Annotated in this window: 20 protein-coding genes; 9 read left to right on the plus strand and 11 right to left on the minus strand. The window is 63.5% G+C overall.

Features of this window, described 5'->3' with window-relative positions; translation table 11 throughout:
- Positions 1 to 3 precede the first annotated feature (3 nt).
- Complete coding sequence (locus AC57B1_RS16980) at positions 4 to 669, plus strand: hypothetical protein (RefSeq protein ID WP_408186209.1); 666 nt, start codon at positions 4 to 6, stop codon at positions 667 to 669.
- A 38-nt stretch (positions 670 to 707) separates the two neighbouring features.
- Positions 708 to 2609 (plus strand): DUF3857 domain-containing transglutaminase family protein, encoded by a 1902-nt coding sequence (locus AC57B1_RS16985; RefSeq protein ID WP_496418112.1) that lies wholly within the window; start codon positions 708 to 710, stop codon positions 2607 to 2609.
- Positions 2610 to 2698: 89 nt separating this feature from the next.
- On the opposite strand, the gene AC57B1_RS16990 is transcribed toward AC57B1_RS16985, so the two are convergent.
- The 5 genes from AC57B1_RS16990 to glgC all read right to left on the minus strand — a co-directional run bounded on the left by AC57B1_RS16990 (position 2699) and on the right by glgC (position 8876).
- Positions 2699 to 3850: a branched-chain amino acid ABC transporter substrate-binding protein gene (locus tag AC57B1_RS16990; RefSeq protein WP_408343091.1), complete on the minus strand. Its 1152-nt coding sequence runs from the start codon at positions 3848 to 3850 to the stop codon at positions 2699 to 2701.
- A 491-nt stretch (positions 3851 to 4341) separates the two neighbouring features.
- Positions 4342 to 4803: a hypothetical protein gene (locus tag AC57B1_RS16995; RefSeq protein WP_091795089.1), complete on the minus strand. Its 462-nt coding sequence runs from the start codon at positions 4801 to 4803 to the stop codon at positions 4342 to 4344.
- A gap of 160 nt (positions 4804 to 4963) precedes the next feature.
- The gene (gene pdxY / locus AC57B1_RS17000; protein WP_091795086.1) at positions 4964 to 5830 is read right to left on the minus strand and encodes a pyridoxal kinase PdxY; all 867 of its coding nucleotides are present in this window, start codon (positions 5828 to 5830) and stop codon (positions 4964 to 4966) included.
- Between the two features lie 264 nt (positions 5831 to 6094).
- Positions 6095 to 7555 carry a glycogen synthase GlgA gene (glgA, locus tag AC57B1_RS17005; RefSeq protein WP_408343093.1) on the minus strand — a complete coding sequence of 487 codons (1461 nt, stop codon included), beginning with the start codon at positions 7553 to 7555 and terminating at the stop codon, positions 6095 to 6097.
- Between the two features lie 55 nt (positions 7556 to 7610).
- Entirely contained in the window at positions 7611 to 8876 is a 1266-nt protein-coding gene (gene glgC, locus AC57B1_RS17010; RefSeq protein ID WP_091795080.1) for a glucose-1-phosphate adenylyltransferase, read from the minus strand.
- Positions 8877 to 9385: 509 nt separating this feature from the next.
- Between glgC and AC57B1_RS17015 the strand changes: the two genes are divergently transcribed.
- Positions 9386 to 10567: an alpha/beta fold hydrolase gene (locus AC57B1_RS17015; protein WP_496418113.1), complete on the plus strand. Its 1182-nt coding sequence runs from the start codon at positions 9386 to 9388 to the stop codon at positions 10565 to 10567.
- 92 nt (positions 10568 to 10659) lie between these two features.
- Here AC57B1_RS17015 and AC57B1_RS17020 read toward each other — a convergent pair whose 3' ends face one another.
- A complete protein-coding gene (locus AC57B1_RS17020; protein WP_496418114.1) occupies positions 10660 to 11379 on the minus strand; it encodes an SDR family NAD(P)-dependent oxidoreductase in 720 nt (239 codons plus the stop codon).
- Between the two features lie 131 nt (positions 11380 to 11510).
- Between AC57B1_RS17020 and AC57B1_RS17025 the strand changes: the two genes are divergently transcribed.
- The 4 genes from AC57B1_RS17025 (at position 11511) to AC57B1_RS17040 (ending at position 15078) form a co-directional block, all read left to right on the plus strand.
- A complete protein-coding gene (locus AC57B1_RS17025) occupies positions 11511 to 12473 on the plus strand; it encodes a LysR family transcriptional regulator (RefSeq protein ID WP_496418115.1) in 963 nt (320 codons plus the stop codon).
- Between the two features lie 241 nt (positions 12474 to 12714).
- Positions 12715 to 13365 (plus strand): SDR family oxidoreductase, encoded by a 651-nt coding sequence (locus AC57B1_RS17030; RefSeq protein WP_496418116.1) that lies wholly within the window; start codon positions 12715 to 12717, stop codon positions 13363 to 13365.
- A 272-nt stretch (positions 13366 to 13637) separates the two neighbouring features.
- The gene (locus AC57B1_RS17035) at positions 13638 to 14054 is read left to right on the plus strand and encodes an organic hydroperoxide resistance protein (protein ID WP_496418117.1); all 417 of its coding nucleotides are present in this window, start codon (positions 13638 to 13640) and stop codon (positions 14052 to 14054) included.
- Between the two features lie 514 nt (positions 14055 to 14568).
- Entirely contained in the window at positions 14569 to 15078 is a 510-nt protein-coding gene (locus AC57B1_RS17040) for an SRPBCC family protein (protein WP_408343103.1), read from the plus strand.
- A 61-nt stretch (positions 15079 to 15139) separates the two neighbouring features.
- Here AC57B1_RS17040 and AC57B1_RS17045 read toward each other — a convergent pair whose 3' ends face one another.
- From AC57B1_RS17045 to AC57B1_RS17060, 4 genes are all read right to left on the minus strand, one after another.
- Positions 15140 to 16450 carry an MFS transporter gene (locus tag AC57B1_RS17045; RefSeq protein ID WP_408343105.1) on the minus strand — a complete coding sequence of 437 codons (1311 nt, stop codon included), beginning with the start codon at positions 16448 to 16450 and terminating at the stop codon, positions 15140 to 15142.
- A 141-nt stretch (positions 16451 to 16591) separates the two neighbouring features.
- Positions 16592 to 18010, minus strand: a complete 1419-nt coding sequence (pyk, locus tag AC57B1_RS17050; RefSeq protein ID WP_496418118.1) for a pyruvate kinase — start codon at positions 18008 to 18010, stop codon at positions 16592 to 16594.
- 2 nt (positions 18011 to 18012) lie between these two features.
- On the minus strand, positions 18013 to 19272 hold the full coding sequence (locus AC57B1_RS17055) for a glycerate kinase type-2 family protein (protein WP_496418350.1): 1260 nt from the start codon (positions 19270 to 19272) through the stop codon (positions 18013 to 18015).
- 231 nt (positions 19273 to 19503) lie between these two features.
- Complete coding sequence (locus AC57B1_RS17060) at positions 19504 to 20598, minus strand: tartrate dehydrogenase (protein ID WP_496418119.1); 1095 nt, start codon at positions 20596 to 20598, stop codon at positions 19504 to 19506.
- A gap of 107 nt (positions 20599 to 20705) precedes the next feature.
- Between AC57B1_RS17060 and AC57B1_RS17065 the strand changes: the two genes are divergently transcribed.
- Entirely contained in the window at positions 20706 to 21632 is a 927-nt protein-coding gene (locus tag AC57B1_RS17065; protein WP_496418120.1) for a LysR substrate-binding domain-containing protein, read from the plus strand.
- A 512-nt stretch (positions 21633 to 22144) separates the two neighbouring features.
- On the opposite strand, the gene AC57B1_RS17070 is transcribed toward AC57B1_RS17065, so the two are convergent.
- Entirely contained in the window at positions 22145 to 23140 is a 996-nt protein-coding gene (locus tag AC57B1_RS17070) for an LLM class flavin-dependent oxidoreductase (protein WP_408343113.1), read from the minus strand.
- A gap of 307 nt (positions 23141 to 23447) precedes the next feature.
- Between AC57B1_RS17070 and AC57B1_RS17075 the strand changes: the two genes are divergently transcribed.
- Positions 23448 to 24527 (plus strand): LLM class flavin-dependent oxidoreductase, encoded by a 1080-nt coding sequence (locus AC57B1_RS17075; RefSeq protein WP_496418121.1) that lies wholly within the window; start codon positions 23448 to 23450, stop codon positions 24525 to 24527.
- The last annotated feature ends 5 nt before the right edge of the window (positions 24528 to 24532 follow it).

Raw genomic sequence — 24532 nt, forward strand, 5'->3', positions numbered from 1 at the left:
GCGATGGAAGATTCCGACGAATTGCTGCTCCCGGTCTGGCGAGCGAACCTGGTGCTGTTGACCCGCGAGGTCGGTGCGGCGTCGCGCCTCGCGCGCATGATGACCTTTTCCGCGAGCTATCTGAAGCTGATGTTGTCCGGTCAGCGCGAATTCAGCGAGGAATTCGTGCGCGGGATCGAAGCGGTCACCGGATTGCCGGCTGGCTGGATGAACGCACCGCACACCGAGCATGACATACCGCCCAATGCGCGCGAGGCGATCGATAACGAACAGCCGCTCGCGCGGTTTCGCGGCACGGCGCATCCCGTGCGAAAGAAGACGGTGCTGCGGCCGCCCGAGCCGATTTTCGGCCAGCCGGGGCCGGCCAAACGTGTCGAAGAAGAAATTCTCGACGCCGAAACGCATCGGCGTCAGGCGCACTTTCGCAAAGTGCGCGACGTGGCGATTCAGGAAGTGCGGCGTTTCGAGCGGCATCTGAGCCATGCGCCGGTGGAACTGGCGTCCATGCGCGCCAAGGTGGAAGACGTGATCGCCGCCGCCGATCTCGACGATCCGATTCAGGCCGATCTCGCGGGACGGCTGGAGCAGATCGAAAAACATCGCCATCTTCTGCTCAGGCACGTGGAGCGGTTGCAGGCTTTACTCGGGCAACTCGGCGAAACGGAGTGATGCCGCGCGCGAGGAGGTGGCGTAGCAACGTCGCCAGCATGGCGTACTTTCTCAGGCTGGCCTTCGGGTTGGCGCTGGGTGTGTGTCCGCTGTCCATCGCGTTCGCCGGCGATAGCGCGTCCACCGCATCCGGCGACGATCGCGCGCCTTCCACGATCGAGCGCGACGTTCATCTCTTCACGATCCAGAAAGACGGCTCCGTCGAAGAGCACGACGACACGGTCTTGCGCGCCAACACGACGAGCGGCGTCGACGATATCGCGCAACGCTACGTGTGGTTCAACAAGGACATCGAGCAGGTGCAGTTGCTGGCCGCCGAGACCATCGACGCGGGCGGCGTCGCGCATCCGGTCGGTCCCGAGGCGATTCGCGACGTGCAGGAGCCACGCTCCGCAGGCGCGCCGAGTTTCGAGGACGGCGTGTTGCGCACGGTGATCTTCCCGGGCGTGGAACCTGGCTCGCGCGTGCATCTGGCGTTTCGTAAGACCCGCACGAAGCCGCTGCAGGCGGGCACCTTCGCGTACCTGGTAGAGCCGACTCGCGACCCCGTCGAACTTCAACGCCTGATTTTCGACCTGCCCGCCGACGTGCCGCTTTATGCCGACGCGCGCGGCTACGTCGCCGTGCCGCCGGTCACGGAAAATGGCCGTACCCGCTACGAGTTCGACTATCAACACGGGCCGTATGCGCCGCTCGAAGCGGGCGCGGTCGGCTATGCGAACTGGGGCGACCGGTTGATGGTATCGACGGTGCCGGACTTCGCGAATTTTGCCGCGCGATATCGCGGGCCCGCGGTGGACGCGACGATGAGCGACCCGGCGATTGTCCGCCTCGCGCAAGCGTTGAGCGCCGGCACTGCCGACCCACGCGTGAAGGCGCAGTTGCTATACGACTGGATGCGCCTGAATGTCCGCTACGTGGCCTTGTTCCTCGGCGAGACGGCGGCGATCCCGCACAAGGCGATCGATATCCTGCGCAATCGCTATGGCGATTGCAAGGATCATGTCGCGCTCTATGGCGCGTTGCTGGCCGCGCTCGGCATCCGCAGCGAAGCGGTGCTGCTCAATCTCGGGCCGTACTACAGCTTGCCGGACGTGCCCGGCTACGGCGCAAGCGCGATCAATCATGCGATTATCTGGATTCCTGAGTTGTCGTTGTTCGCGGATACGACAGCCGGCGGCACGGCGTTCGGTTATCTGCCGCCGAGCGTGATGGACAGGCCGGTGTTGCTGGTGGGCGAGGGCGTCCTGTCTCGAACGCCGGCCACTCAATTGCGCGAACGCAATGCGCGCGTGCAGATCGACGTCGATGAAAGCGGGGCGGCGCACTACGCTTACCGCGTGGAAGACACGGGTTTCACGGCAGAGATCGAACGCAACACGTTTCGTCGCGCGACGCGGCAACGCACGCAGCAGATCGCCGCGAACCGTTTATTGCAGACGGGTTTGCACGGCACCGCGCAATTGCGCACAGCGGATCTCACTACGACGACGGGACCGTTTGCGACATCGATGCAAGGGAAAGTGGAGCACTTCGTCTGGACCGAGGGCACGACGGCAATACCCGCTTTGACGAGTTTCGCGGGCGGCATGGGTTCGCAGGTGCAGGCGTGGCTTGCGGAGCCTGCGAGGACTCAGCCGTGGGCGTGCATTGGCGGAGAGTTCGACGAGACGCTGGAAATGACGCTGCCGCGCTTCGTGCGAGTGACGGATTTGCCGGCGGACACAGCGGTGCAAGACCGGTTTCTGACGTTTTCATCCAGCTACGTTTTCGATCCCGTGTCGCGCCTCTTGCAGGTCAGGCGGCACCTGCGCGCCGCCTTTGGACATCAGATGTGTTCTGCCCATGAATTCGCCGAAATGCACGACGACCTGGTGAAAATCGAGCGGGACCTCGATGCCGGCCTGGTGGTCAAGGTCGCCGATTCGAAGAACCGGTAGCGATGGCGCCGGCACGGGGGCAACAAGCGGACGCAAAAAGCGGACGCAAAAAGCAGGATACCGCCCCGGAACCCGTGCCGGAACCTGTCTTAGCTTCCGCTCTTCGTTACGATCGGCACCCAAGCCCCACTCTTGACCTGGTACAGCGTCGACGCGCCGCTCTTCAGCGCGCCAGTGCCGTCGAAGGAAATCTTGCCGGTCACGCCTTCGAAATCGATCGCCTTTAGCACGGGCCGGTAGTCGTTCGGCGAGCTGGATTTGGCCTGCTGCATGGCCTTGATCGCGGCCCATGCGCCGTCATAGCCGAACGGTGCGTAGGACAGGATATCCACGCCGAAACGCTTCTTGAACTTCGCCGAGAAATCCTTGCCGCCCGGCAGTTGCGCGAGGGGGCGTCCGTATTCCCACGCCATCACGCCCTCAGCCGAATCGCCGGCGAGCTTGATGAAGTCCTGATCCATCACGCCGCCGCCGCCCACCAACTGCGCGTTCATGTTCAGCTGCTTCATGCGCTTCGCAAAGCCGGCGGCCTGCGTATCCAGTCCGCCGAAGAAAATCAGATCGGCGTTGGTCGATTTGAGCTTGGTGATCTGCGTGCTGAAATCGACCGCTTTATTGTCGGTGTACTCACGCGCGACGATGCTGCCGCCGTGCGCTTTCACTGCTTTCTCGAACTCGTCGGCCTCGCCCTGGCCGAACGCGGTCCGGTCGTCGATGATCGCGATGCGTTTGGCCTTGGTCACTTCCACGGCATACACGCCCGCGTTGCCGGCGTTTTGCGCGTCGGTGGAAATCACCATGAAGGTGTTCGCGAAGCCGCGTCCCGTGATGACCGGATTCGTGGCAGCCGGGTCGATCACCGGAATGCCGGACTGCTCGTAGATCTGCGAGGCCGGAATTGTCGTGCCGGAGTTGAAGTGGCCCACCACGACGGAAACGCCCGAGTCGACCAGCTTCTGGGCGGCCTGCACGCCGATGCGCGGGTCGGCCTGGTCGTCTTGGGAGACGATCTGGAATTGCGCGACCTTGTCGCCGATCTTGATCTTCTGCGCGTTGGCTTCCTCGATCGCGAGCCGGACGCCGTTCTCCAGGTCCTTGCCGTAGCCGGCGTTGGCGCCCGTCAGCGGCGCGGCAAAACCGATCTTCACCGGCAGATCGTCGGCGAACGTGGCCGGCGGCGCGACGGCGAAGATAGCGCCAACTAACAGGGCGAGCGGTTTCAGCGTGTTGCGAAGACTCATGGTCTCTCCTTCCATCGACAGTTTCAGGTTGTGAAAGCGGCAAGGCAGTAACGCTGGATCGACGCGCGAGCGTGGACGTCTCACGGCGCGCATCGAGAGACTACGGATGATCCGGCGCCATAAACAATAGTGGAATACGCCCAGAGGACGCCCCCTTCGAGGCGCCTGAAGGAAGTCCCTTAGGGGGCTTCCCGAACCCATTCCTTTTGCCGGCGCACAGTCGCATTCATCCGTCCGTCAATCTGGCCCGAATATAGAAAGCCAATTTACTGTCGTCTTGGCAGTTCAAGGCGTTTTGAATGAGCATTTCGGCACAGCGGGCACAGCGCATTCGCTGATAGCGTGTGGATGCCGTCGCGAGGGTGCGGATTGCGGCACATGCTTAAGAGACCGGCGCGAATGCGCCGGCCGGGTGTCCGCGGCGCAGCGGCGGGAATGAACCCGCAGGCATGCGCCGCAGAGAGTGTGTCTTGCGAACTAAAGCGGGACGCTCAATGCTCGCCCTGCTGGCGCAACAACTCTTCACGCAGACGCAGAAGCGGCGCCTTGGTGTCGTCGTCGGCCCATGTGTCGAGATCGTCGATTGCGCGCTGGCAACCGTCGAGCACGAGGTCGAGGTCCACCGGCACGCCGTTGTTCAGCGCGAATTCGATGGTCTCGGCGAATTGCTGGCATTCGTCTTCGCCGTAGGAGATGTCGAGATTGTCGGCGATCACTTCGGCGATGTTGCTACGCGCCTTGTCGTCCGCCGTGACCATATCGACGATGCCGCGCGCCACGGCCGGCGAATAGTAGAGCGCAATGTCGAGCCATTGCGCGGGATCGAAGTCGGCCTGGTCGAACTGATTCTCGAAGAACTCGATCGCTTCCTGTTCGTGTGCTTCGTCAGCGTCGACGCTGATGCACAACTGCTCAAAATATTCTTCCCGCTCGCTGCGGATATAACCGTCCATCGATGCCTCGTCTGCTGAATGCCGGATGCCTGAAAATGCGGCGCGGGCGGGCAGGTACCTCGTCCACGCGGCACGCATTATAGGACGGGTGGCCGAGGCCGAGCCCAACGAGCCGCGTCGCGTTCCGCGCACGACACGTCAAACGGGTGACTCACGCTACTTACGCCGTCTCCGCCACCCACGCATCGAACCACTCGCGCGGCTGCGCGATTTCGTTCTGCGCGGCCACCAGTTCGAGTTCGTAACGCCCGGCCTGCCAGGTCGCCTTCACCACCGCATTCACGGCGGCGAGCGTGTGCTCGAAGGCGGCGCGGATCGAATCGCCGAGCAGCGTACGCGCGACGAACACCGCGCTCGTCAGATCGCCCACGCCCACCGGCTGCCGTGCGAACGGATAGAGCGGGCGCTGACCCATCCACGCTTCGCGTTCAGTGACGACCAGCATGTTGAAGCGGTCGGCGAGGCTGTTGCGATCGAGCAAGTGTTTAACCAGGATCAGCTTCGGCCCGCGAGCGATGATCTCGCGGCATGCGGTGACGGCTTCTTCCAGCGTCTCGATCTCGCGGCCCACCAGACGTTGCAGTTCGGTGTGGTTCGGCGCCATCGCGTCGGCGAACTCGGGCATGGTGCGCACGAGAAACTCCTGGATGCCCGGCTCGACCTTGCAGCCGCTCGCGGCGCCCATCACCGGATCGCAGAAGTACCACGCGCGAGGATTGGCGGCCTTCACGGACTTGACGATTTCCAGCACCGACTGGGCCTGCTCGGGCGTGCCCAGATAGCCGGACAGCACGGCGTCGCAACGCGGCAGCATGCCGATCGCGCCGATGCCGTCGACCAGATCCTCCATTTCCGAGGCGTCGATCGCGCCACCGGTCCAATGTCCGTATTGCGTGTGGTTGGAAAACTGTACGGTGTTGAGCGGCCAGACATTGACGCCGAGCCGACGCATCGGAAACACGGCCGCGCTGTTGCCGGCGTGTCCGAAGACGACATGTGACTGGATGCTCAGAACGTTTTTCGTCATGGTAGGGCCCGCGCGAACGGATAGGCGCGATCAAAGAAAACGGGAAGGATGCGCCGCGGTGGCGATCCGTCGGATGCGGGACGCCTCATGCGGCAGGACTGCTTCAGATGATGCGGGAAATCGGCACACTGTGCATCGTCAGGCAACAATACATGAGTTTGCCGCGCGCGAGTTGATCCGTCCCCGTGTTGTTGCGTCGAACCATCAAACGTGCGGGCGGCGAGGGCGGCCGTGAGCCAAACTCAAGTGAACCTCAAGCCAGCCTCACACGAGCTCACGATACAGCGCCAGATAGCGCTCCGCCGAGGCGCCCCAGCCGAAGTCCTGGCGCATTGCGCGCCGCTGCGTGGCTTTCCATTCGGTGCGGCGTCCATACAGGGCGAACGCGCGGCGGATCGCGGCGCCGATCCCCTTCAGCTCGAAGCGTTCGAACACGAAGCCGGTGGCGAGGTCGTCGGCGAGATTTTCGAGGGAGGCGTCCTCCACCGTGTCCGCGAGGCCGCCCACGCAATGCACGAGCGGCAGTGAGCCATAAGCCAGCGCATACAGCTGGGTCAGCCCGCAAGGCTCGAAGCGCGACGGGACCGCGATCACGTCGCTGCCCGCGACGATGGTGTGCGCGAGCGTCTCGTCGAATCCCAGTTCCACCGCCACGGATTCCGGATGCGCCTGCGCGGCCCGCTTCAAGCCGTTTTCCAACGCCGGGTCGCCGGTGCCGAAGACGACCAGTTGCCCGCCGTGCCGGATAATTTCAGGCACTGCCTCGAGCAGCAGATCGAGGCCTTTCTGTTCGGTCAGGCGGCTCACCACGCCGAACAGCAATGCGTCGCTTTTCTGCGCAAGGCCGAAGCGCTTTTGCAGCGCCTCCTTGCACGTTAGTTTGCCGGCGAGGCGCGTGGCGCTGTAGTGGTTTTCGAGCAGCGCGTCGCTGGCGGGATTCCAGACTGAGTAGTCGACGCCGTTCAGAATACCGCTCAGATCGTGCGAGCGATGGCGCAGCAGCGCGTCCAGTCCGCCGCCCTGGGCGAGCGTCTGGATTTCGCGCGCGTAGGTCGGGCTGACCGTGGTGATGCGGTCGCTGTAGTAGAGGCCCGCCTTGAGAAACGACAGTTGCCCGTAAAACTCCACGCCGTGCATGCTGAAGTAATCGGCGGGCAGCCCTAATTGACCGAACTGATGAGCGGGAAACACGCCTTGATACGCGAGGTTGTGCACCGTGAAGACGCTGCGCGCGAAAGGTCGGCCCTGCTGGCGCTCCGCCGCTTTCAGATAGGCGGGTGCGAGCCCCGCATGCCAGTCGTGTGCATGGACGACCTGCGGTGACCAGGTGGGGTCCAACTGCTGGGCGAGTTGCGCGGCGACCCAGCCGAGCAGCGCGAAACGCTGGGCGTTGTCGCCGTAGGGCACGTGCTCGTCATTGAGATAGGGATTGCCGGGCCGGTCGTACAGCGTGTCCGCGCGGATCACGTAGACGACCAGGCCGTTCGAGGCCAGCGTGCCCCGCTCGAGCGTAACGCCCGGTGCGTCGAACCGGCGGCCCAGTTGTGCGACCGGCGCGAGATCGGCCAAACCGGCGAGCACCGCCGGGAAGCCGGGCAACAGCACCCGCACGTCCGCGCCGCGCTCGATCAGCGCGGGCGGCAACGCGCCCGCGACGTCGGCGAGACCGCCCGTTTTGAGGAGGGGATACAGCTCGCTTGCGACGTGCAGGGCGCGAATCGTCATAGGCTCCGTCTCTATCCTGTGTGAATGCGGGTTGAGTCTGACACCGGCACCGGACTTACTTCACCGTCTGCCGTAACGCTTCCGGCGTGACCAGCACGACGCCGTCGTCGGTTCGGTAAAAGCGCTCGGCGTCGCTTACCGGATCTTCGCCGATCACCGTGCCGTCCGGTATGGCGCAGCCGCGGTCTATCACCACTTTCTGCAATCGGCAACTCGCGCCGACGGTGACCTGCGGCAACAAGACTGCCTCATTGATGTTACAGAATGAACTCACTTTCACATTGGACGAGAGCACCGAGCGCGAAATCTGCGAGCCTGAGATCACACAGCCGCCGCACACGATCAGATTGTTGCCTGAGCCTTGCAGCCCTTTCAGGTCGCGCACGAACTTGGCGGGCGGCAACTGCTCCTGGTAAGTCCAGATCGGCCAGGTGCGATCGTAGAGATCGAGTGTCGGGATGGTGGAGGCGAGGTCGAGATTGGCGGCCCAGTAGGCGTCGATCGTGCCGACGTCGCGCCAGTACGGTTCCACGTTCGGGTCCGACGACACGCACGACATGCTGAACGGATGCGCGATCGCCGTGCCTTGCGTGACCACGCGCGGCAGGATGTCCTTGCCGAAGTCGTGATCGGTGTCGATGGAGGAAATGTTCTCTTCGAGCAGCGAATACAGGTAATCCGCGCTGAACACGTAGATGCCCATGCTGGCGAGCGCCGTGTCCGGACGGCCCGGAATGGCCGGCGGGTCGGCGGGCTTTTCCACGAAGCCGGTCACCCGGCGGTTTTCGTCGACGTGCATGACGCCGAACGCCACGGCGTCCATGCGCGGCACCTCGATGCAGCCGACCGTGCAATCCGCGCCGCTCTCCGCGTGGTCGGCGATCATGCGCGTGTAATCCATCTTGTAGATGTGGTCGCCCGCCAGCACCACCACGTATTTCGGCCGGATCGAACGGATGATGTCGAGGTTCTGGAACACCGCGTCCGCGGTGCCGCGATACCAGTGCGCGCCTTCCACCCGTTGTTGCGCGGGCCACAGGTCGATGAACTCGCCGAATTCGCCGCGCAGAAAGCTCCAGCCGCGCTGCAGATGGCGCAACAGCGAGTGCGCCTTGTACTGCGTGACGACCGCGATGCGGCGAATGCCGGAGTTCAGGCAGTTGGAGAGGGCGAAGTCGATGATCCGGTACTTGCCGCCGAAGTGCACGGCCGGCTTGACGCGTTTGTTGGTAAGCGGGCCGAGCCGCGTGCCCCGTCCGCCCGCGAGGACGATGGCGAGGGTGGTGCGCTGCAGATCGTTCAGCCGTGCCGGAGTGTCCATGTCTGTCTCCTTTGTCGACCGGGCCTGGCGCTTTGCAGGGGACCCGTGTGGCGCGCTGACGCGCGAACGCTGGTCGACAGCTAAAGCACCTGCTCCGGTCCCATGCAAGATGGTTGCTGGTTAGTATGCCCCGGATGCTTGGGTCGCTTGCTCCCCCGATGATTCGTGCTGCCAGGCGGCTCCGTCTTCGCGGGCCCGTCTGCTAGTTCTAGCACTGATTTGCCGTGGGCGAATAGTCTGAATTGTGCGGACGCCGCTCACGCGCCCACCTTGCGCACGATCTCCCCTTGCATCCCGGCGATCCGTGCGCCACAACACATAGAGCGCAAGGTGGGCCGCCGCAATATGCGTGCCACGCCCGCCCGTGGCGCCATGAGCTTGCGCTGGCGGCGGCAGAGTCGGGCGGGGCGTCGTAGAATCGTCCGCTCCCGGCCGCTGGTTCGGGCGCTGGCCTCGCCGTGCGCCTGCCTCGCAGGTTCCCCGTTGCTTTTCCTTTGTAAAAAACCTCGATGAGTTTTCGCCGCCTTTCCTTGCTCGCCACCGTAGGCGTTTGCGCGCTAGCTTGCGCCTGCGCGTCCGCCGTTTTCGCTGCTTCTGACGCCACGCCGGCGAACGCCGCCACCGCGCAGACCACGGACAGTCAGGCCAGTGCGGCCGCTGTGATCGCCACCAACGCCACCAACGCCACCAACGCCACCAACGCCACCAACGCCGCTAATGCCGGCAGCATCGGCGGCGATGCCGGGCCGGCTTACGGTCCCGAGTTGCAGGGCTTCGACTACCCGGCGCCCGTTGGCCAGTACGACTTCACTTCGCAAGGGGTGGCGCTGCACATGGCGTATATGGACATCAAACCGGCGCATGCGAATGGCCGCACAGCGGTGTTGCTGCACGGCAAGAATTTCTGCGCGGCGACGTGGGAGGCGACCATTCATCAACTGAGCGACGCGGGTTATCGGGTGATCGCGCCGGACCAGATCGGCTTTTGCAAATCGAGCAAGCCCGAGCACTATCAGTACAGCTTTCAACAGCTCGCGCGCAACACGCACGCGCTGCTGCAATCGCTCGGCGTGACCGACGCGACCGTCATCGGGCACTCCACGGGCGGCATGCTGGCGATCCGCTACGCGCTGATGTATCCGCACGAGACGCAGCAACTGGTACTGGTCAATCCGATCGGTCTGGAGGACTGGAAGGCGAAGGGCGTGCCCTCGCTTTCCGTGGACCAATGGTATGAGCGCGAACTGAAGACGACCGCCGACGGCATTCGCCGCTACGAGCAGTCCACCTATTATGCGGGGCAATGGCGCGCGGACTACGAGCCGTGGGTGCAGATGCTGGCGGGCATGTACCGCGGCCCGGGCAAGCAGATCGTGGCGTGGAATTCCGCGCTGCTGTACGACATGATTTACACGCAGCCGGTGGTGTACGAGTTGGGACAATTGAGCATGCCGACGCTGTTGCTGATCGGCCAGAAGGACACCACCGCGATCGGCAAGGACACGGCGCCACCCGAGGTGCGGGCGAAGATCGGCCATTACCCGGAACTGGGCAAGGCGGCAGCGAAGGCGATTCCGCACGCGACGCTGGTCGAATTCGCGGAGTTGGGGCACGCGCCGCAGATGCAGGACCCGAAGGCGTTTCATAGGGCCTTGCTGGCGGGGCTGGCGGCGGTGCCGACGAATCGGTAGGCATCCGTACGGCTTTCCGTGCCGCCACGGTGCTCCTAAGTCGCGGCGGTCCGCTCGATCAGGGTTTGGCTGAGTATTCCGGCGTATCGCCGTCACCACCGGACGGTGCGGCCGCGATAATCGAGATATTCCAGGCCGGGACGGCCCTGCTTGGCCAGCAGTACATTGACGACCCCGGGCACGCTTTCTTCGATCGACAGTCTTCCCTCCGGCCCACCCAGGTCGGCGCGCACCCAGCCCGGTGCCATTAGCAGCATGGCGCGGGGCGTTTGAGCCTGGCGCGCAGCAAAGCAGCGCATGAATTGATTCAGTGCCGCCTTGCTGCCGCGATAGACCTCTCGCTGACCGGACTCGTTGTCCGCGATGCTGCCTTGCCCGGACGACATGACCCCGATCAACCCAGTGGGCGGGACAAGATCGGCAAGGCGCTCCACCACCCGCATCGGGCTGAGTGCATTGGCAACCATGAGGTTGACGAAATCCCCGGTCGATACCTCGCCGATGGTTTCGGTTGGATCCGGATTGGTCGTGCCGGCGTTGACGAACAGAATGTCGAACGTCCGGTCGGATAAGCGCGAGTGCAGGGCGTCGATCTCATCCGGCCGGGTGATGTCCAGCGTCTCGATCTCGACCCTGTCCGGATGCGCATCGGCGAGGGCGTGCAGCAGGGTCCGGCCGCTGCCGGCGCGCACGGTGCCCATGACGTTCCATTCCTTCTTCAGAAACTCGGCCGCCATCGCATGGCCAAGGCCGCGCGAGGCGCCGATGAGCAAAATCGTGGGAGTGTGAGCCGGGTCGCGTGCTTGGGGCATGAGCTTTCCTTCTTCGTCGGGTGATGCAGTGAATTCTGGGGGATCACTCCACCTTTGCACCAGACGCCCCGCCTACAATCCACGATTGCGTCAAACGCCATACCTGACCAGCTTTCGGCTATGCTGGAGGGATGTCACGCGTCGACCTCAACCTCCTGACCGCGCTGGATGCGCTGCTGACCGAGCGCAGCATCACGGGCGCGGCGCGGCGACTGAACCTGAGCGTCTCCGCCATGAGTCGCACGCTCACGCGTCTGCGTGCGGCCACGGGCGACCGCCTGCTGCTGCAGGCCGGCCGCACGCTGGTGCTCACACCTTACGCGGAGCAGTTGAGCCAGCGTCTTCCCGGCCTGACCCGCGAAGCGCAGGCTTTACTGAACCCCGCCGACCATACATTCGAAGTCGCCACCCTGGAGCAAAGCTTCACGCTGCGAGCGGGGGAAGGCTTCATCGATCTGCTCGGCGCACCCCTGATGAAGAGGATCCACCGCACAGCGCCTGGCGTGCGGCTTTGCTTCACGCCCAAGCCTGACTGGGACGCGCAGCCACTACGCGAAGGCACGGTTGATCTCGAGATCGGCACTGTCAGGACCACGGCGCCCGAGATCCGTACACGCCTTCTGTTCCGCGACCGATACGTGGGCGTGTGCCGACTCGACCATCCCCTCATGAGCGGCACCGGCATCAGCGCGGAGCACTGGACTACGTGCGGCCATGTGGCGACCTCGCGTATCAAAGATGGAGTCAGCCCGGTGGACGCGGCCTTGGAGGCACAGGGCCTGCGCCGGAAGGTGTTGATGGTGGTGCCGTCCTACACCAGTGCCATGCAACTAGCCCGCCACTCGGACCTGCTCGCCGTCATTCCGCACTCCTGCCTCGGCAACCCGTTCACGCCTGATCATGCCGCCGCAAACGGGCTTCACGGCTTCGAGCTGCCTGTGCTCACACCCGCTTTCGACGTCTCGGCGATCTGGCATCCGCGCCTCGACCGGGATCCGGCCCATCGGTGGCTGCGCGCTGAGGTGCTCGAATTGTGCCTGGCGGCGTATCCGCGAGAGCCGAACGCGGCAGACTCGCTGCAATCTATTCGCTAGTTTTGTTGCTTGCTTCAAGGCTGTGCGTCATGAGCGTGTTGTGGCCAGCGACGCGATAGCTTCGCATGGCGCTCTCCCGTCAATGCGCATAGGTGGCCGTGTTCTGTTTTCCGACTCCAGAACCTCAACCTCATTCACGCCGACTTCAGCAGTGGTTCGCGGTCGATGCAATCCACGAGGAACGCCATGACAGCCTTGATAGCTCGCGCGCGTCGCAGGTCGGGGTAGGTTTTCAGCCACAGTGCTGCTCCGGACTTACTGGTTGCGGCCGGGCGCACTCGTGCCGACGATGAAAGCATGGGAATCCGCAATGCCCGAACGTTCGAAGCGCTCGCGCTTAACGGTCAACATGTACGCGCTCGATGGCGCGCCACGCATCACCCACATCTGGTCTTGGGAAAGTCTGGATGAGCGCTTTGCGATTCGCGCCAAGTCGTACGCCGATGGTATCTGGCCACCGAAGGGTGGCCCGGAGCAATTTCCGAAGCGACGTCGACGATCTGGATACCTGCAAACGCAGCTCGCCATTGCTGAGATGGAAAAGAACAAGAGCGGCCACGTGTTGCAGATAACGACGAGCCTCGTGGACCACGCAATCTCAGGCGTGCCGTCGGTTCTCGCGTCGCTGACGAAGGGCGGCCTGAACGCGGCCACCAAATCGCTCGCAATCGAATACGCGAAGACGGGTATCCGCGCCAACGCTGTCTCACCGGGCGCCATCAAGTCGCCGATGCACGCGTCAGAAACGCATGAGGCGCTGGGCGCGCTGCATCCTGTCGGCCATATGGGCGAGATGAGCGATATCGTCAACGCCGTGCTGTATCTCGACTCCGCACCGTTCGTCACGGGCGAGATCCTGCACGTGGACGGCGGTCAGAGCGCTGGGCACTGAGCTTCCGAGTCCCCTGCAAGGGCGCCTCTCGCGCATTTCCGTGCAGTGATCCGTTTGGTGTCGGGAGAGGCGCGCGACATCTCTTCTGACACTCGATATGACGGCGCGAAACCCGCTGTCGCATTCGCTGGATCTGGCACGTCGCAGCCGTGTATCGGACTGTATCTGCAGTGCAGGTTGATTCATGAAATTACAGAACCGCTGCTTTCCGACACAAGTGGGATACATCTGCGCGCTTTAATACTTCCATTGATCAACTGGAGCAAACCATCATGACTCGAATCGAAAACGTGCTGTACACAGGCAAGATCCATACGACGGGCGGCCGCGAAGGAGCCGCGCGCAGTTCGGACGGCCGCCTCGACATCAAACTTTCGCGACCCGGTTCCACAGGCGCCGGGACGAATCCAGAGCAGCTGTTCGGCGCCGGCTGGTCGGCATGCTTTATTGGCGCAATGAGTGGGGCCGCACGCGCCTTGAACGTGACGCTGCCGGCCGACACGAGTGTCGATGCCGAAATTGATTTCGGGACCACTGAGGGCGCCTACTTTCTCGGGGCGCGTTTGAACGTGAGCCTTCCCGGCTTGCCGCGTGACGTCGCTCAGGCGCTGGCGGACCGGGCACATCAGACCTGTCCGTATTCCAAGGCTACGCGCGGCAATATCAATGTCGTGATCGCGCTCATTTAACCGGATGCATGTCTGAACGAATAGATGAGCTTTCTTGCGCACCGCCAGACCGAGGTCATGACGGGATTGTTTCTCTCAGCTGGTCGCGGTTCAACTTAAGTGCAGGATCCGTCGTGCCGCTCGCCGAACCGGATGGCACTGACCTGGCTGGAGGATGACCGCACGATAGACGAAGCCTCTCACTGCCTGTATGAACGGGATCGAAAGCGGCTTGATGGCGTTCGAGCATCGGTTGGGCACGCCAATGCGGCCTTTGGGGCCGCAACCGTGCCAACAGGCCGAACGGGTCTGCATGAGCCAGCCGCGTCGGGTAGCAGCAGGCCGGGCTTGGCAAGGTGAATTTCCCAGCCGGTGACTCCCATGCGCTGGCCGGCTGCCTCCAGCTGCTTCGCGTTTTATCGCAGATGGCCGACGCGATATCGAGGGGTGGAAGCACGGTAGAGTTTCGCCTGTCATGGCAAATGCAGTGAGCATGTGACAAACTCCCCAGAAGAATACCAAGAACGGAGGCAGTTTGCGGACGGTCGAATACCGCTTTTCCACCATCTGGCGCATCGACGCACCAGTGCAGGAAGTTTGGGCGGCAATCCAGGATTCTGCGCGCTGGCCTGAGTGGTGGAGTAGCGTCGAGCGCGTGGAACAGCTGGAGGCGGGTTCCGATCAGGGCGTGGGTCTCGTGCAACGCTATACATGGAAAGGCCGCTTGCCGTATCGTCTCGTGTTCGATATGCGGGTGACGCGCGTCGACCCATTGGTCGCGCTGGAGGGGGAAGCCAGTGGCGATGTCGGCGGCGCCGGCAGGTGGAGCTTTTCGACCGACGGACGCAACCATACGAAGGTCCGCTATGACTGGTGTGTGCATACGAACCGAGCGTGGATGAATGCATTGGCACCGCTATTGCGGCCCGTTTTTCAATGGAACCACGACGCGGTGATGCGCGAAGGCGGTGCGGCGCTAGCGCGCAGGCTGAACGCACCGCTGCTTGGCATCGAGCATGGATGCGGCCAGCGCGGCATAGACTGAACGCTCTGCGACGTACGCGCCCACTTGCGTAATGGTCCGTTGGGCGATGGACCGTACAAGCTCAGTGGCCGTGTCGCTCTTCGGCCGCGACCGGTGCCTGCTTCGATTGCCGGCTCAGCATCAACGTGACAACCGCAGACACAGCCAGCGTCGCACCGACCACATACAACCCTGCGGAGTAACCGCCAGTCACATTCTTGAGCCAGCCGATTGCGAAGGGACCGACGAAGCCGCCCAGATTGCCGACCGAATTGATCATCGCGATACCCGCGGCTGCGCCGGCACCTGAGAGGAACATGCTGGGCATCGCCCACAATGGCGCTTTGGCCGCGCTGATCCCAATGTTTACGATCACCAGCGCCAGGATGATCATCAATGCGGTGGTGGCGTTGCCGGCAAAGACGAATCCGAGGCATGCCACGACACAGGGGATGACCACGTGCCACGTGCGTTCTTCGGTGCGATCCGAGTGCTTTGCCCACACGATCATTGCTATCACGGCGAGGATGCTTGGTACGCCCGCCAGCAGGCCCGTCTCGAACGACCCGAACCCGTATTGGCGGATGATCAGCGGTGCCCAAAGGCCGAGTGTGTACAGCCCGGCCGACGTGCCGAAGTAGATCAATGCGAGCGCCAGAACCCGCGGATCGCGTAAAGCGCTGAGCGCACCAGCGGTATGGCCGGCATGCGACTGTTTCGCGTCCGCTTCCATTTTCAGCTTCGCGATCAGCCATTCGCGCTCTTCCGGTTCGAGCCATTGCGCTTTCGCTGGCGTATCCGTGAGGTACTTGAGGACAAAGAAACCGAGAATGATGGCGGGCACCGCTTCCAGAATATAAAGCATCTGCCAGTCAGCCAGTCCGGCGATCGGAGGCAGCTTCATGATCGCGCCGGAAAGCGGCGAGCCAATCGCTGTCGAGATCGGCGCGGCGGCCATGAACCATGCCGCGGCAACCGCACGCTGACGCGATGGGAACCACAGGCTGAGATACAGAATGATGCCGGGGAAGAAGCCTGCTTCGGCGACGCCCAGGATAAAGCGCAATGCGTAGAAGCTGTTCGGACCGACGACGAATGCAGAAGCCGCCGAGACGATCCCCCATGACACCATGACGCGGGCAATCCACCGGCGCGCACCGACCTTGTGAAGAATCAGGTTCGACGGCACTTCGAACAGGAAGTAGCCGATAAAGAACAGTCCGCCGCCGAGACCGAAGGCCGTCGGCGAAAGACCGATGGCCTTGTTCATTGACAGCGCGGCGAAGCCCACGTTGACGCGGTCGAGAAAACTCACGAAATACAGCAACATGACAAACGGAATGATCCGCAGCATGAGCTTGCGGGAAACCCGGCTTTCGAGATCGGAAATCATTGTCTCCTCCTTGGAGGCTTGAGCAGTGCTCTATTCAGAAACGGAGTAGGGGTGCGGTGCGCGCCGCAGCCATCTGATGCGGCTCTTGTCCTGTCAGGCGCGCGTGTCGTTCAACCCCTTCGGAACAAGCCATGCGATGCGTCACTGGATCTGCGCGATACGCAGGAGGTTCGTGGTGCCGGGAGTACCGAACGGCATGCCGGCCGAAATGACGACGGTCTGTCCTTGATTGCCGAACCCTTCGGTGCGCACGGTTTCGCAGGCAAGGTCGCTCACTTCGAGTGCATCGACGACCTCCTTGCACAGCACCGGGTGCACGCCCCACACCAGCGCGAGGCGACGTGCCGTGCCTGTTTGCGGTGTCATGCCGACGATCGGTGCGCATGGCCGTTCACGCGCCATGCGCAGCGCGGAATAGCCGGAACTCGTGTACGCAACTGTCGCGACCGCGTTCAGCAGCCCGGTGACGTGCCGCATCGCGTAGCCGATTGCATCCGACGTGTTAGCGCGAGGCGCCGCATGCGACGCGGCGATGACTTCCCTGTAGTAGGGATCGCGTTCGGTCTGCGAGATGATGAGGTCCATCATTCGTACGGCTTCGACGGGGTATCTGCCGCTTGCCGACTCGGCCGAGAGCATGACGGCGTCGGCGCCGTCGTAAATGGCCGTGGCGACATCCGAGGCTTCGGCACGTGTCGGCACCGGCGCTGCGACCATCGATTCGAGCATCTGCGTTGCAACGATGACCGGTTTGCCGGCCTTGCGGCACGCGCGGACGATGCGCTTCTGGATCGCCGGCACCTGTTCGGCAGGCATCTCGACGCCGAGGTCGCCACGCGCGACCATCACGGCGTCCGCTTCATCGACGATGGCATCGAGGCTGCCTATCGCCGCCGGCTTCTCGAGCTTGGCCACGATGCCGACGCGATCGCCGAAGATCTGGCGGACCTCGACGATGTCCTCGACACGCTGCACGAACGACAGCGCAAGCCAGTCGATGCCCAGCGTCATGCCGAACTCCAGATCGCGGCGGTCCTTTTCCGTCATGGCCGACAGCGGCAGCACGACGTCTGGAACGTTCACTCCTTTACGCTCTGAAAGCGCCCCTCCGACGACGACCGTCGTGTCAGCGAAGTCTGCGCCGCAGCGTTCGACTCGCAACTGCACACGGCCGTCGTCGAGCAGCAGGTTCGTCTGCGGTTTGAGGGCCGCGAAGATTTCCGGATGCGGCAGCGAGACGCGTGCGTTGTCGCCGGGTGTTTGGGCGTCGAGGTCGAGTCGAAAGGCTGCGGCTTTCTCGAGCACAATCGGACCGTTCGCGAACGTGCCGATCCGCAGTTTCGGGCCTTGCAGATCGAGCAGCACGCCAATCGGGCGGCCTGCGTCCTTTTCGATCGAACGGATGACGGCGAGGCGTCGTTGATGATCGTCGTGCGTGCCGTGGCTGAAGTTAAGCCGGAAGACATCGGCGCCCGAGTTGAACAGCGCTTCGATGGTTTCGCGGCTGGTGCTTGCCGGGCCCAATGTCGCGACGATTTTTGCGTTACGGTTGCGGCGCATCTTTATCGACTCCCTGAAAGATCGCCGTGCTGAGCGGCAATGAAGATGGCACGAAAATCGTTGACGTTGGTCAGCGTCGGCCCGGTGATGACCGAGTCGCCCAGTGCCTGGAAAAAGCCGTGCGCGTCGTTGTTTTCGAGGCGCTCGGAAGGACGGATGCCGCGTTCGCGAGCCCGTTTCAGTGTGTCCGGTCGCAGCATTGCGCCCGCGATTTCTTCCTGACCGTCGACGCCGTCGGTGTCGCCAGCAATGGCGAACACGCCGGGCTCGCCGTTCAGCGCCACGCCCAGTGACAACAGGAATTCGACGTTGCGCCCCCCGCGGCCATTGCCGCGAATGGTGACGGTCGTTTCGCCGCCGGAGAGCAGGATGCAGGGTGCGCGAAAAGGTTGGCCCCGGCGGTTCACCTGTCTGGCAATGCCCGCCATCACGGCGCCTACGTCGCGGGCTTCGCCTTCGATGGCGTCGCCGAGGATGTGAACGTCGATGCCGGCTGCGCGCGACTGCTCCGCGGCCGCTTCGAGCGCGAGTTGGGGCGTCGCGATCAGATGCGTTTCGATCTGAGGCAGGCGCGGATCGTCCGGCTTCAACGTCTCCGTGCCGCCGCTTTCGAGCAGTGCGATCACTGCGGGTGAAGCGCAGATTTCATACCGGCGTAGAACCGCAAGCGCGTCGGAGCACGTCGTCGTGTCGGCGACGGTCGGGCCCGAGGCGACGTCGCCGGCGGCGTCGGCCGGCACGTCGGAGATGATCAGGTTGACGACGCGTGCCGGGTAGCAGGCCGCCGCGAGACGGCCGCCCTTGATCGCCGACAGGTGCCTGCGCACGCAATTCATTTCGGCAATCGTCGCGCCGCTGGCGAGCAGCGCCTGGCTGATTTCCTGTTTGTCCCGCAGTGTCAGCCCTTCGGCCGGAAGCGGCAACAAAGACGAGCCGCCACCGGAGATCAGGCAAATGACGAGGTCGTCGGTGGTCAGTCCCGATACGAGCTCCAGCATGCGTTCCGCTGTCTTCCGACCGTTCTCGTCGGGAACGGGATGCGCAGCCTCTACGATCTCGATGCGGTCGCACGGCACTGCGTATCCATAGCGTGTGACGACCAGGCCTTCGAGCGGGCCGGTCCAGTGATCCTCCACCGCTCGCGCCATCGCTGCCGATGCTTTGCCGGCACCGATGACAATCGTGCGGCCGCGCGGCGGATTGGGCAGGAAATCGGGCACACGAAGCGATGGCTGTGCAGTCGCGATCGCGGCTTCGAACATGTCCTGCAAAAGGCGCTCGACGTCGCGTTCGCTATGTGCGGCGTCACCGACCGGCAGCTTGAATTGGGTGGTGGTCTTCATCCCTGTACTCGCAAAGAGAGGGACGGAAATTGTTTGAAGGAAGTGAACATCGTGTCTCCTGCCTTATATTCGCCGCGCTCAGGATGAGCCGGGCCACGGCCGCACGATCGCGGGCCGTGTACCAGGCTTCAGCGGAGTCGCTAATGAGGCTTATGCCGCGTTGGCAGCGGGCACCGCAGCTTTCTCGATGAGCGCGCAAACAGCCGCCGTTACCTGGGCTGTTGTTGCCGTGCCGCCAAGGTCTCGGGTATGAAGCGACGTATCGGCAGTCACCGCTTCGACGGCCTGCATCACGCGTTTGGCCGCATCGAGTTCGCCCAGGTGTTCGAGCAGCATGACGACCGACCAGAAGGTGCCGACCGGATTGGCGAGGCCCTTGCCCATGATGTCGAACGCGGAACCGTGGATCGGCTCGAACATCGACGGATAGCGGCGCTCCGGATCGATGTTGCCCGTCGGCGCGATGCCGAGGCTGCCGGCGAGGGCGGCCGCGAGGTCGCTAAGGATGTCGGCGTGCAGGTTGGTGGCGACGATCGTGTCGAGCGTCGCCGGGCGGTTGATCATCCGGGCGGTCGATGCGTCGACCAGTTCCTTGTCCCATTTGACGTCCGGAAATTCCTTCGAGACTTCAAGAGCGATCTCGTCCCACATCACCATGGCGTGACGCTGCGCGTTGCTCTTGGTGATGACGGTCAGCAGCTTGCGCGGACGGGATTGCGCAAGACGGAACGCGAAACGCATGATGCGTTCGACCCCGGCGCGCGTCAGGATCGACACGTCCGTCGCGGCCTCGATCGGGTGTCCCTGATGGACGCGGCCGCCCACCCCGGAGTATTCGCCTTCGGAGTTTTCCCGAACGATGACCCAGTTCAGGTCTTCCGGCTTGCAGCGCTTCAACGGTCCATCGATACCGGGCAGGATGCGGGTCGGACGCACATTCGCGTACTGGTCGAAGCCCTGGCAGATTTTCAGGCGCAGGCCCCACAACGTGATGTGATCGGGAATGTCCGGGTCGCCGGCCGAGCCGAACAGGATCGCGTCCTTGTTGCGGATTGCATCGAGCCCGTCCGCCGGCATCATGACGCCATGCTCGCGGTAGTAATCGCCACCCCAGTCGAAGTTTTCGAATTCGAATTCGAACGACTTCGTGGTCTTTGCGAGCGCTTCGAGAACTTGCGCGCCGGCCGGCACCACTTCTTTGCCGATGCCGTCGCCGGGGATGGTTGCGATGCGATAGGTTTTCATGTCTCCGTCCTTCAGGTGTTGTGGGCGTGAGTGAACTTTACCCATCTCCAGACGCAAAAACCGGTGCTAAACTCAAAGCATCTTTAACCTAAATTCACAAATTGGCCATGCGCGACACCGTCCAGCCAGCCGATCTGAGCTTTTTCTCAACCCTCGCGGCGTCCGGCAGCCTGAGCGCGGCGGCACGGGAACTGGGGCTAACGCCAGCCGCTGTCAGCAAGCGCCTGACACAGATGGAGAGCCGCGCGGGGGTGGCGCTGATCAACCGCACGACGCGCCGGATGATGCTTACGCCGGAGGGCGAGTTGTATCTCGAACACGCACGCCGAATCCTCGACGAAATCGACGAACTGGCCGAGCTGCTTGGAACGGCGAAGAAAAGTCCGAAGGGGCTGCTGCGGGTGAATGCGACGCTCGGCTTCGGGCGCAGTCATGTCGCGCCGGCGATTTCACGGTTTGTCGCGAAATATCCGCAGGTGTCGGTGCAGCTTCAATTGTCGGTCACGCCACCGCCGCTCACGGACGACACCTTCGACGTCTGTATCCGGTTCGGTGAGCCGCCTGATACGCGCGTGGTTGCGCGTCGTCTCGCGGGCAATCGGCGGTTGCTGTGCGCCGCACCTTCGTACATTGCGTCGCACGGATTGCCGATCACGGCGCACGATCTGACGCGGCACAACTGCATCGGCATTCGTCAGGGTGACGAAGCTTACGGCGTGTGGCGTCTGACTTCCGGCCGGGGCGCATCGCGCAAAACGGAAGCTGTGCGGATCAACGGCACGCTAACCACCAACGATGGCGAGATCGCCGTGAAATGGGCGCTTGAAGGACACGGCATCCTGCTGCGGGCCGAGTGGGACATCAAGCAGTATCTGGCCGATGGCTCACTGGTCCTCGTGCTGCCCGACCACGAGACACCGAACGCCGATATTTTTGCGGTGTATTCGCAACGACATCAGATGTCCAATCGCATTCGCGCGTTCGTCGAATTTATCGCCCAGGATCTTCGGAGCGAAGCGGATGAGAGCGCGTAAAAGGCAGGCACGCTTAATAGCCGGAAACAGACGTTCGGGGTGAGGATGCCGACCGGCTGTTTGGGGCGGGAAGCGTCTTCCTCCGCAGATCCGCGAAGAACCCGGACTAGCACCTACCGCATCGACGATCGTAATGTGCCTGGTGCGCGCCGCTAGCGCGATCAACAAGTTGTCTTAAGCCCTGATGGTGGGCGACCAACCAGTGTCGATGAACGCGACGCTCGACACCGTGTCGCCGGGCGTCATAAGGAATGCGTTCAATGCAAGGCACGATCACGCACAACGGCATCACGGTTACGAACAACGTGATGACGACGTATCTGACTGGCCCGGCCGCAGGCATCAACTTTGGATTGGGGCGCTCTTAACACCTACGGCACGAACGGCCCTCCGATCGCGGCAGCCGGCAATCTGGCCTACGCGCGCGTGACCTGGCAAACCTGTCACATCGGCGCACCGGGCAATTGCGCGGCTATGCCGTCCTGACGGTGGTGTACATCCGTTTAACGCCTTTACCTACCGGCCGCCAACTCCTCACGCACCTGCGCGCCGATTTCGAACGAACGCAGCCGCGCCTTGTGATCGTAGATCTGCGCGGTGAGCATCAACTCGTCCGCGCCGGTTTGATCGATGATCGACTTCAACGTTTCGCGCACCGTATCGCGATCGCCCAGTGCCGTGCAGGCGAGCGAGTGCGCCACGTTATTCAATTCCATCTCCGAGGCCTCGAGCCGCTCGACCGGCGGCTGCAACTGACCCGGCGTGCCGCGCCGCAGATTGATGAACTGCTGCTGCAGCGAGGTGAAAAGACGTTGCGCTTCTTCGTTGGTATCCGCGGCGAACAGATTGACGCCGACCATCGCGTACGGTTTCTCCAGCGCGGCCGACGGACGGAATTGCGCGCGATACACCTGCAGCGCGGTCAGCATGTAATCCGGCGCGAAATGCGACGCGAACGCGAACGGCAAGCCAAGCGCCGCGGCGAGCTGAGCGCTGAAGAGCGACGAGCCGAGCAGCCACAGCGGCACGTTCAGCCCCGCGCCCGGCACCGCGCGAATGCGCTGGCCCGGCACGGGGTCGGCGAAATAACGCTGCAATTCGACCACATCGTCAGGGAACGAGTCCGCGCTGTTTTGCAGATCGCGGCGTAGCGCGCGAGCGGTGCTCTGATCGGTGCCGGGCGCGCGGCCGAGGCCCAGATCGATCCGGCCGGGGTACAGCGAGGCAAGCGTGCCGAACTGTTCCGCGATGACGAGCGGCGCATGGTTCGGCAGCATGATGCCGCCCGAGCCGACGCGAATTTTTTTGGTGCCGCCCGCCACGTAGCCGATCACCACCGAGGTCGCCGCACTGGCAATGCCTGTCATGTTGTGATGTTCCGCCAGCCAGAAACGCTGGTAGTTCCAGTTTTCCGCATGCTGGGCGAGGTCGAGCGTATTCCTGAACGCGTCCGCCGGCGTGGCGCCCGCGGTAACCGGCGAGAGGTCGAGGACCGAGAAGGGGATCATTGTCTGTTCACTTGTTGTTTCCGGCGCTTTCGCGCGATGGGGCATTCTCGCAAAGGTTCCGCTTTCCTGCTGACGGTGCCGCGATGTCCACGTTCGCGAAAGGGGGTTTGCTAGCGCGCGGCGCCAGGCAGGCGAGACGCATAGATCGAAGCCCGGACCGTTACATGCAAATCCGATATAGATATGGCCGATCAATATTTAACATGCGCATGCCGCGCTGCTACCTTAAACGCCTCGAAGCGAACCATGCATCCGGCCAGCCGCGTCACCGTCCCGCCGGGCAGCAACCATTCAGGGAGACACCCACGTGTCCATCGAATTCATCGGCATGATCCAGACCCGCAAGGTGTCCGAAACGCACGCGGCGCAAGGACCGGTCGTCGACATCGACTATGTCGAACAGTTTGCGCGCGCGCACGAGGCCGCCGGCTTCGACCGCGTTCTCGTGCCGCATCATTCCACGAGTCCCGATGCGCTGTTGACGGTCGCGCATGCGGCGAGCGTGACCAGCAGCGTGCACTTCATGCTCGCGCATCGGCCGGGTTTTGTCGCGCCGACGCTCGCCGCGCGTCAGCTGGCGACGCTCGACCACTATTCGGGCGGCCGGCTCGCGGTTCACATCATCTCGGGTGGCGACGACGCCGAGCAGCGCCGCGACGGCGACTTCCTGTCGCACGACGAACGCTACGCCCGCACCGACGAGTACCTGCATATCCTGCGGCGTATCTGGACCGAGGCCAAACCCTTCGATCACAACGGCCAGTACTACCGCTTCGAGCAGGGCTTCTCCGAAGTGAAGCCTGTGCAGCAGCCGCATATTCCAGTGTATTTCGGCGGCGCGTCGGCGCCCGCGCTCGAAATCGCCGGCCGTCACGCGGATGTCTATGCGCTATGGGGTGAGTCCAAGGCGCAGGTGCGCGAGCAGGTCGCGCGCGTGCGCGCGCAAGCCGCGAAGCACGGCCGCACGGTGCGCTTCTCCGTTTCGTTCCGGCCGATTCTCGCGGCCACGGAAGCGGCGGCCTGGGAGCGCGCGGAACACATCCTCGAAGAAACAAGGCGGCTGCGCGCGGCGCAGGGGATCGGCCGGGGCGGTCCGGCGCAAAGCGAAGGAGCGCGGCGGCTACTTGCGGCATCGGGCGACTCGGATCGTGTGGACGAGCGCTTGTGGACCGGCGTCGCGAAGGAAATCGGCGGCCGCTCGAATTCGACGGCTCTCGTCGGCACGCCGGAACAGGTGGCCGATACGCTCGCCGAGTATTACGCGCTCGGTGTGTCGACGTTCCTCGTGCGCGGCTTCGATCCGTTGGAAGACGCCATCGACTACGGCCGTGAACTGATTCCCGCCACGCGTGAACGGATTGCGCGCGACGAGCGCGTGGCGGCGTGAACGGA

The sequence above is a fragment of the Paraburkholderia sp. BGA-UO-ETr-F21 genome (genome assembly GCF_059567925.1).

Coding starts and splice junctions, on each gene's coding strand:
- AC57B1_RS17055 (WP_496418350.1), bottom strand. CDS start 19,272: ATGTTCGAAGCCGCGATCGCGACTGCACAGCCATCGCTTCGTGTGCCC.
- AC57B1_RS17025 (WP_496418115.1), top strand. CDS start 11,511: ATGTCACGCGTCGACCTCAACCTCCTGACCGCGCTGGATGCGCTGCTG.
- AC57B1_RS17065 (WP_496418120.1), top strand. CDS start 20,706: ATGCGCGACACCGTCCAGCCAGCCGATCTGAGCTTTTTCTCAACCCTC.
- AC57B1_RS17070 (WP_408343113.1), bottom strand. CDS start 23,140: ATGATCCCCTTCTCGGTCCTCGACCTCTCGCCGGTTACCGCGGGCGCC.
- AC57B1_RS16990 (WP_408343091.1), bottom strand. CDS start 3,850: ATGAGTCTTCGCAACACGCTGAAACCGCTCGCCCTGTTAGTTGGCGCT.
- AC57B1_RS17035 (WP_496418117.1), top strand. CDS start 13,638: ATGACTCGAATCGAAAACGTGCTGTACACAGGCAAGATCCATACGACG.
- glgA (WP_408343093.1), bottom strand. CDS start 7,555: ATGACGATTCGCGCCCTGCACGTCGCAAGCGAGCTGTATCCCCTCCTC.
- pdxY (WP_091795086.1), bottom strand. CDS start 5,830: ATGACGAAAAACGTTCTGAGCATCCAGTCACATGTCGTCTTCGGACAC.
- glgC (WP_091795080.1), bottom strand. CDS start 8,876: ATGGACACTCCGGCACGGCTGAACGATCTGCAGCGCACCACCCTCGCC.
- AC57B1_RS16995 (WP_091795089.1), bottom strand. CDS start 4,803: ATGGACGGTTATATCCGCAGCGAGCGGGAAGAATATTTTGAGCAGTTG.
- AC57B1_RS16985 (WP_496418112.1), top strand. CDS start 708: ATGGCGTACTTTCTCAGGCTGGCCTTCGGGTTGGCGCTGGGTGTGTGT.
- AC57B1_RS17020 (WP_496418114.1), bottom strand. CDS start 11,379: ATGCCCCAAGCACGCGACCCGGCTCACACTCCCACGATTTTGCTCATC.
- AC57B1_RS17015 (WP_496418113.1), top strand. CDS start 9,386: ATGAGTTTTCGCCGCCTTTCCTTGCTCGCCACCGTAGGCGTTTGCGCG.
- AC57B1_RS17045 (WP_408343105.1), bottom strand. CDS start 16,450: ATGATTTCCGATCTCGAAAGCCGGGTTTCCCGCAAGCTCATGCTGCGG.
- AC57B1_RS17060 (WP_496418119.1), bottom strand. CDS start 20,598: ATGAAAACCTATCGCATCGCAACCATCCCCGGCGACGGCATCGGCAAA.
- pyk (WP_496418118.1), bottom strand. CDS start 18,010: ATGCGCCGCAACCGTAACGCAAAAATCGTCGCGACATTGGGCCCGGCA.
- AC57B1_RS16980 (WP_408186209.1), top strand. CDS start 4: ATGGAAGATTCCGACGAATTGCTGCTCCCGGTCTGGCGAGCGAACCTG.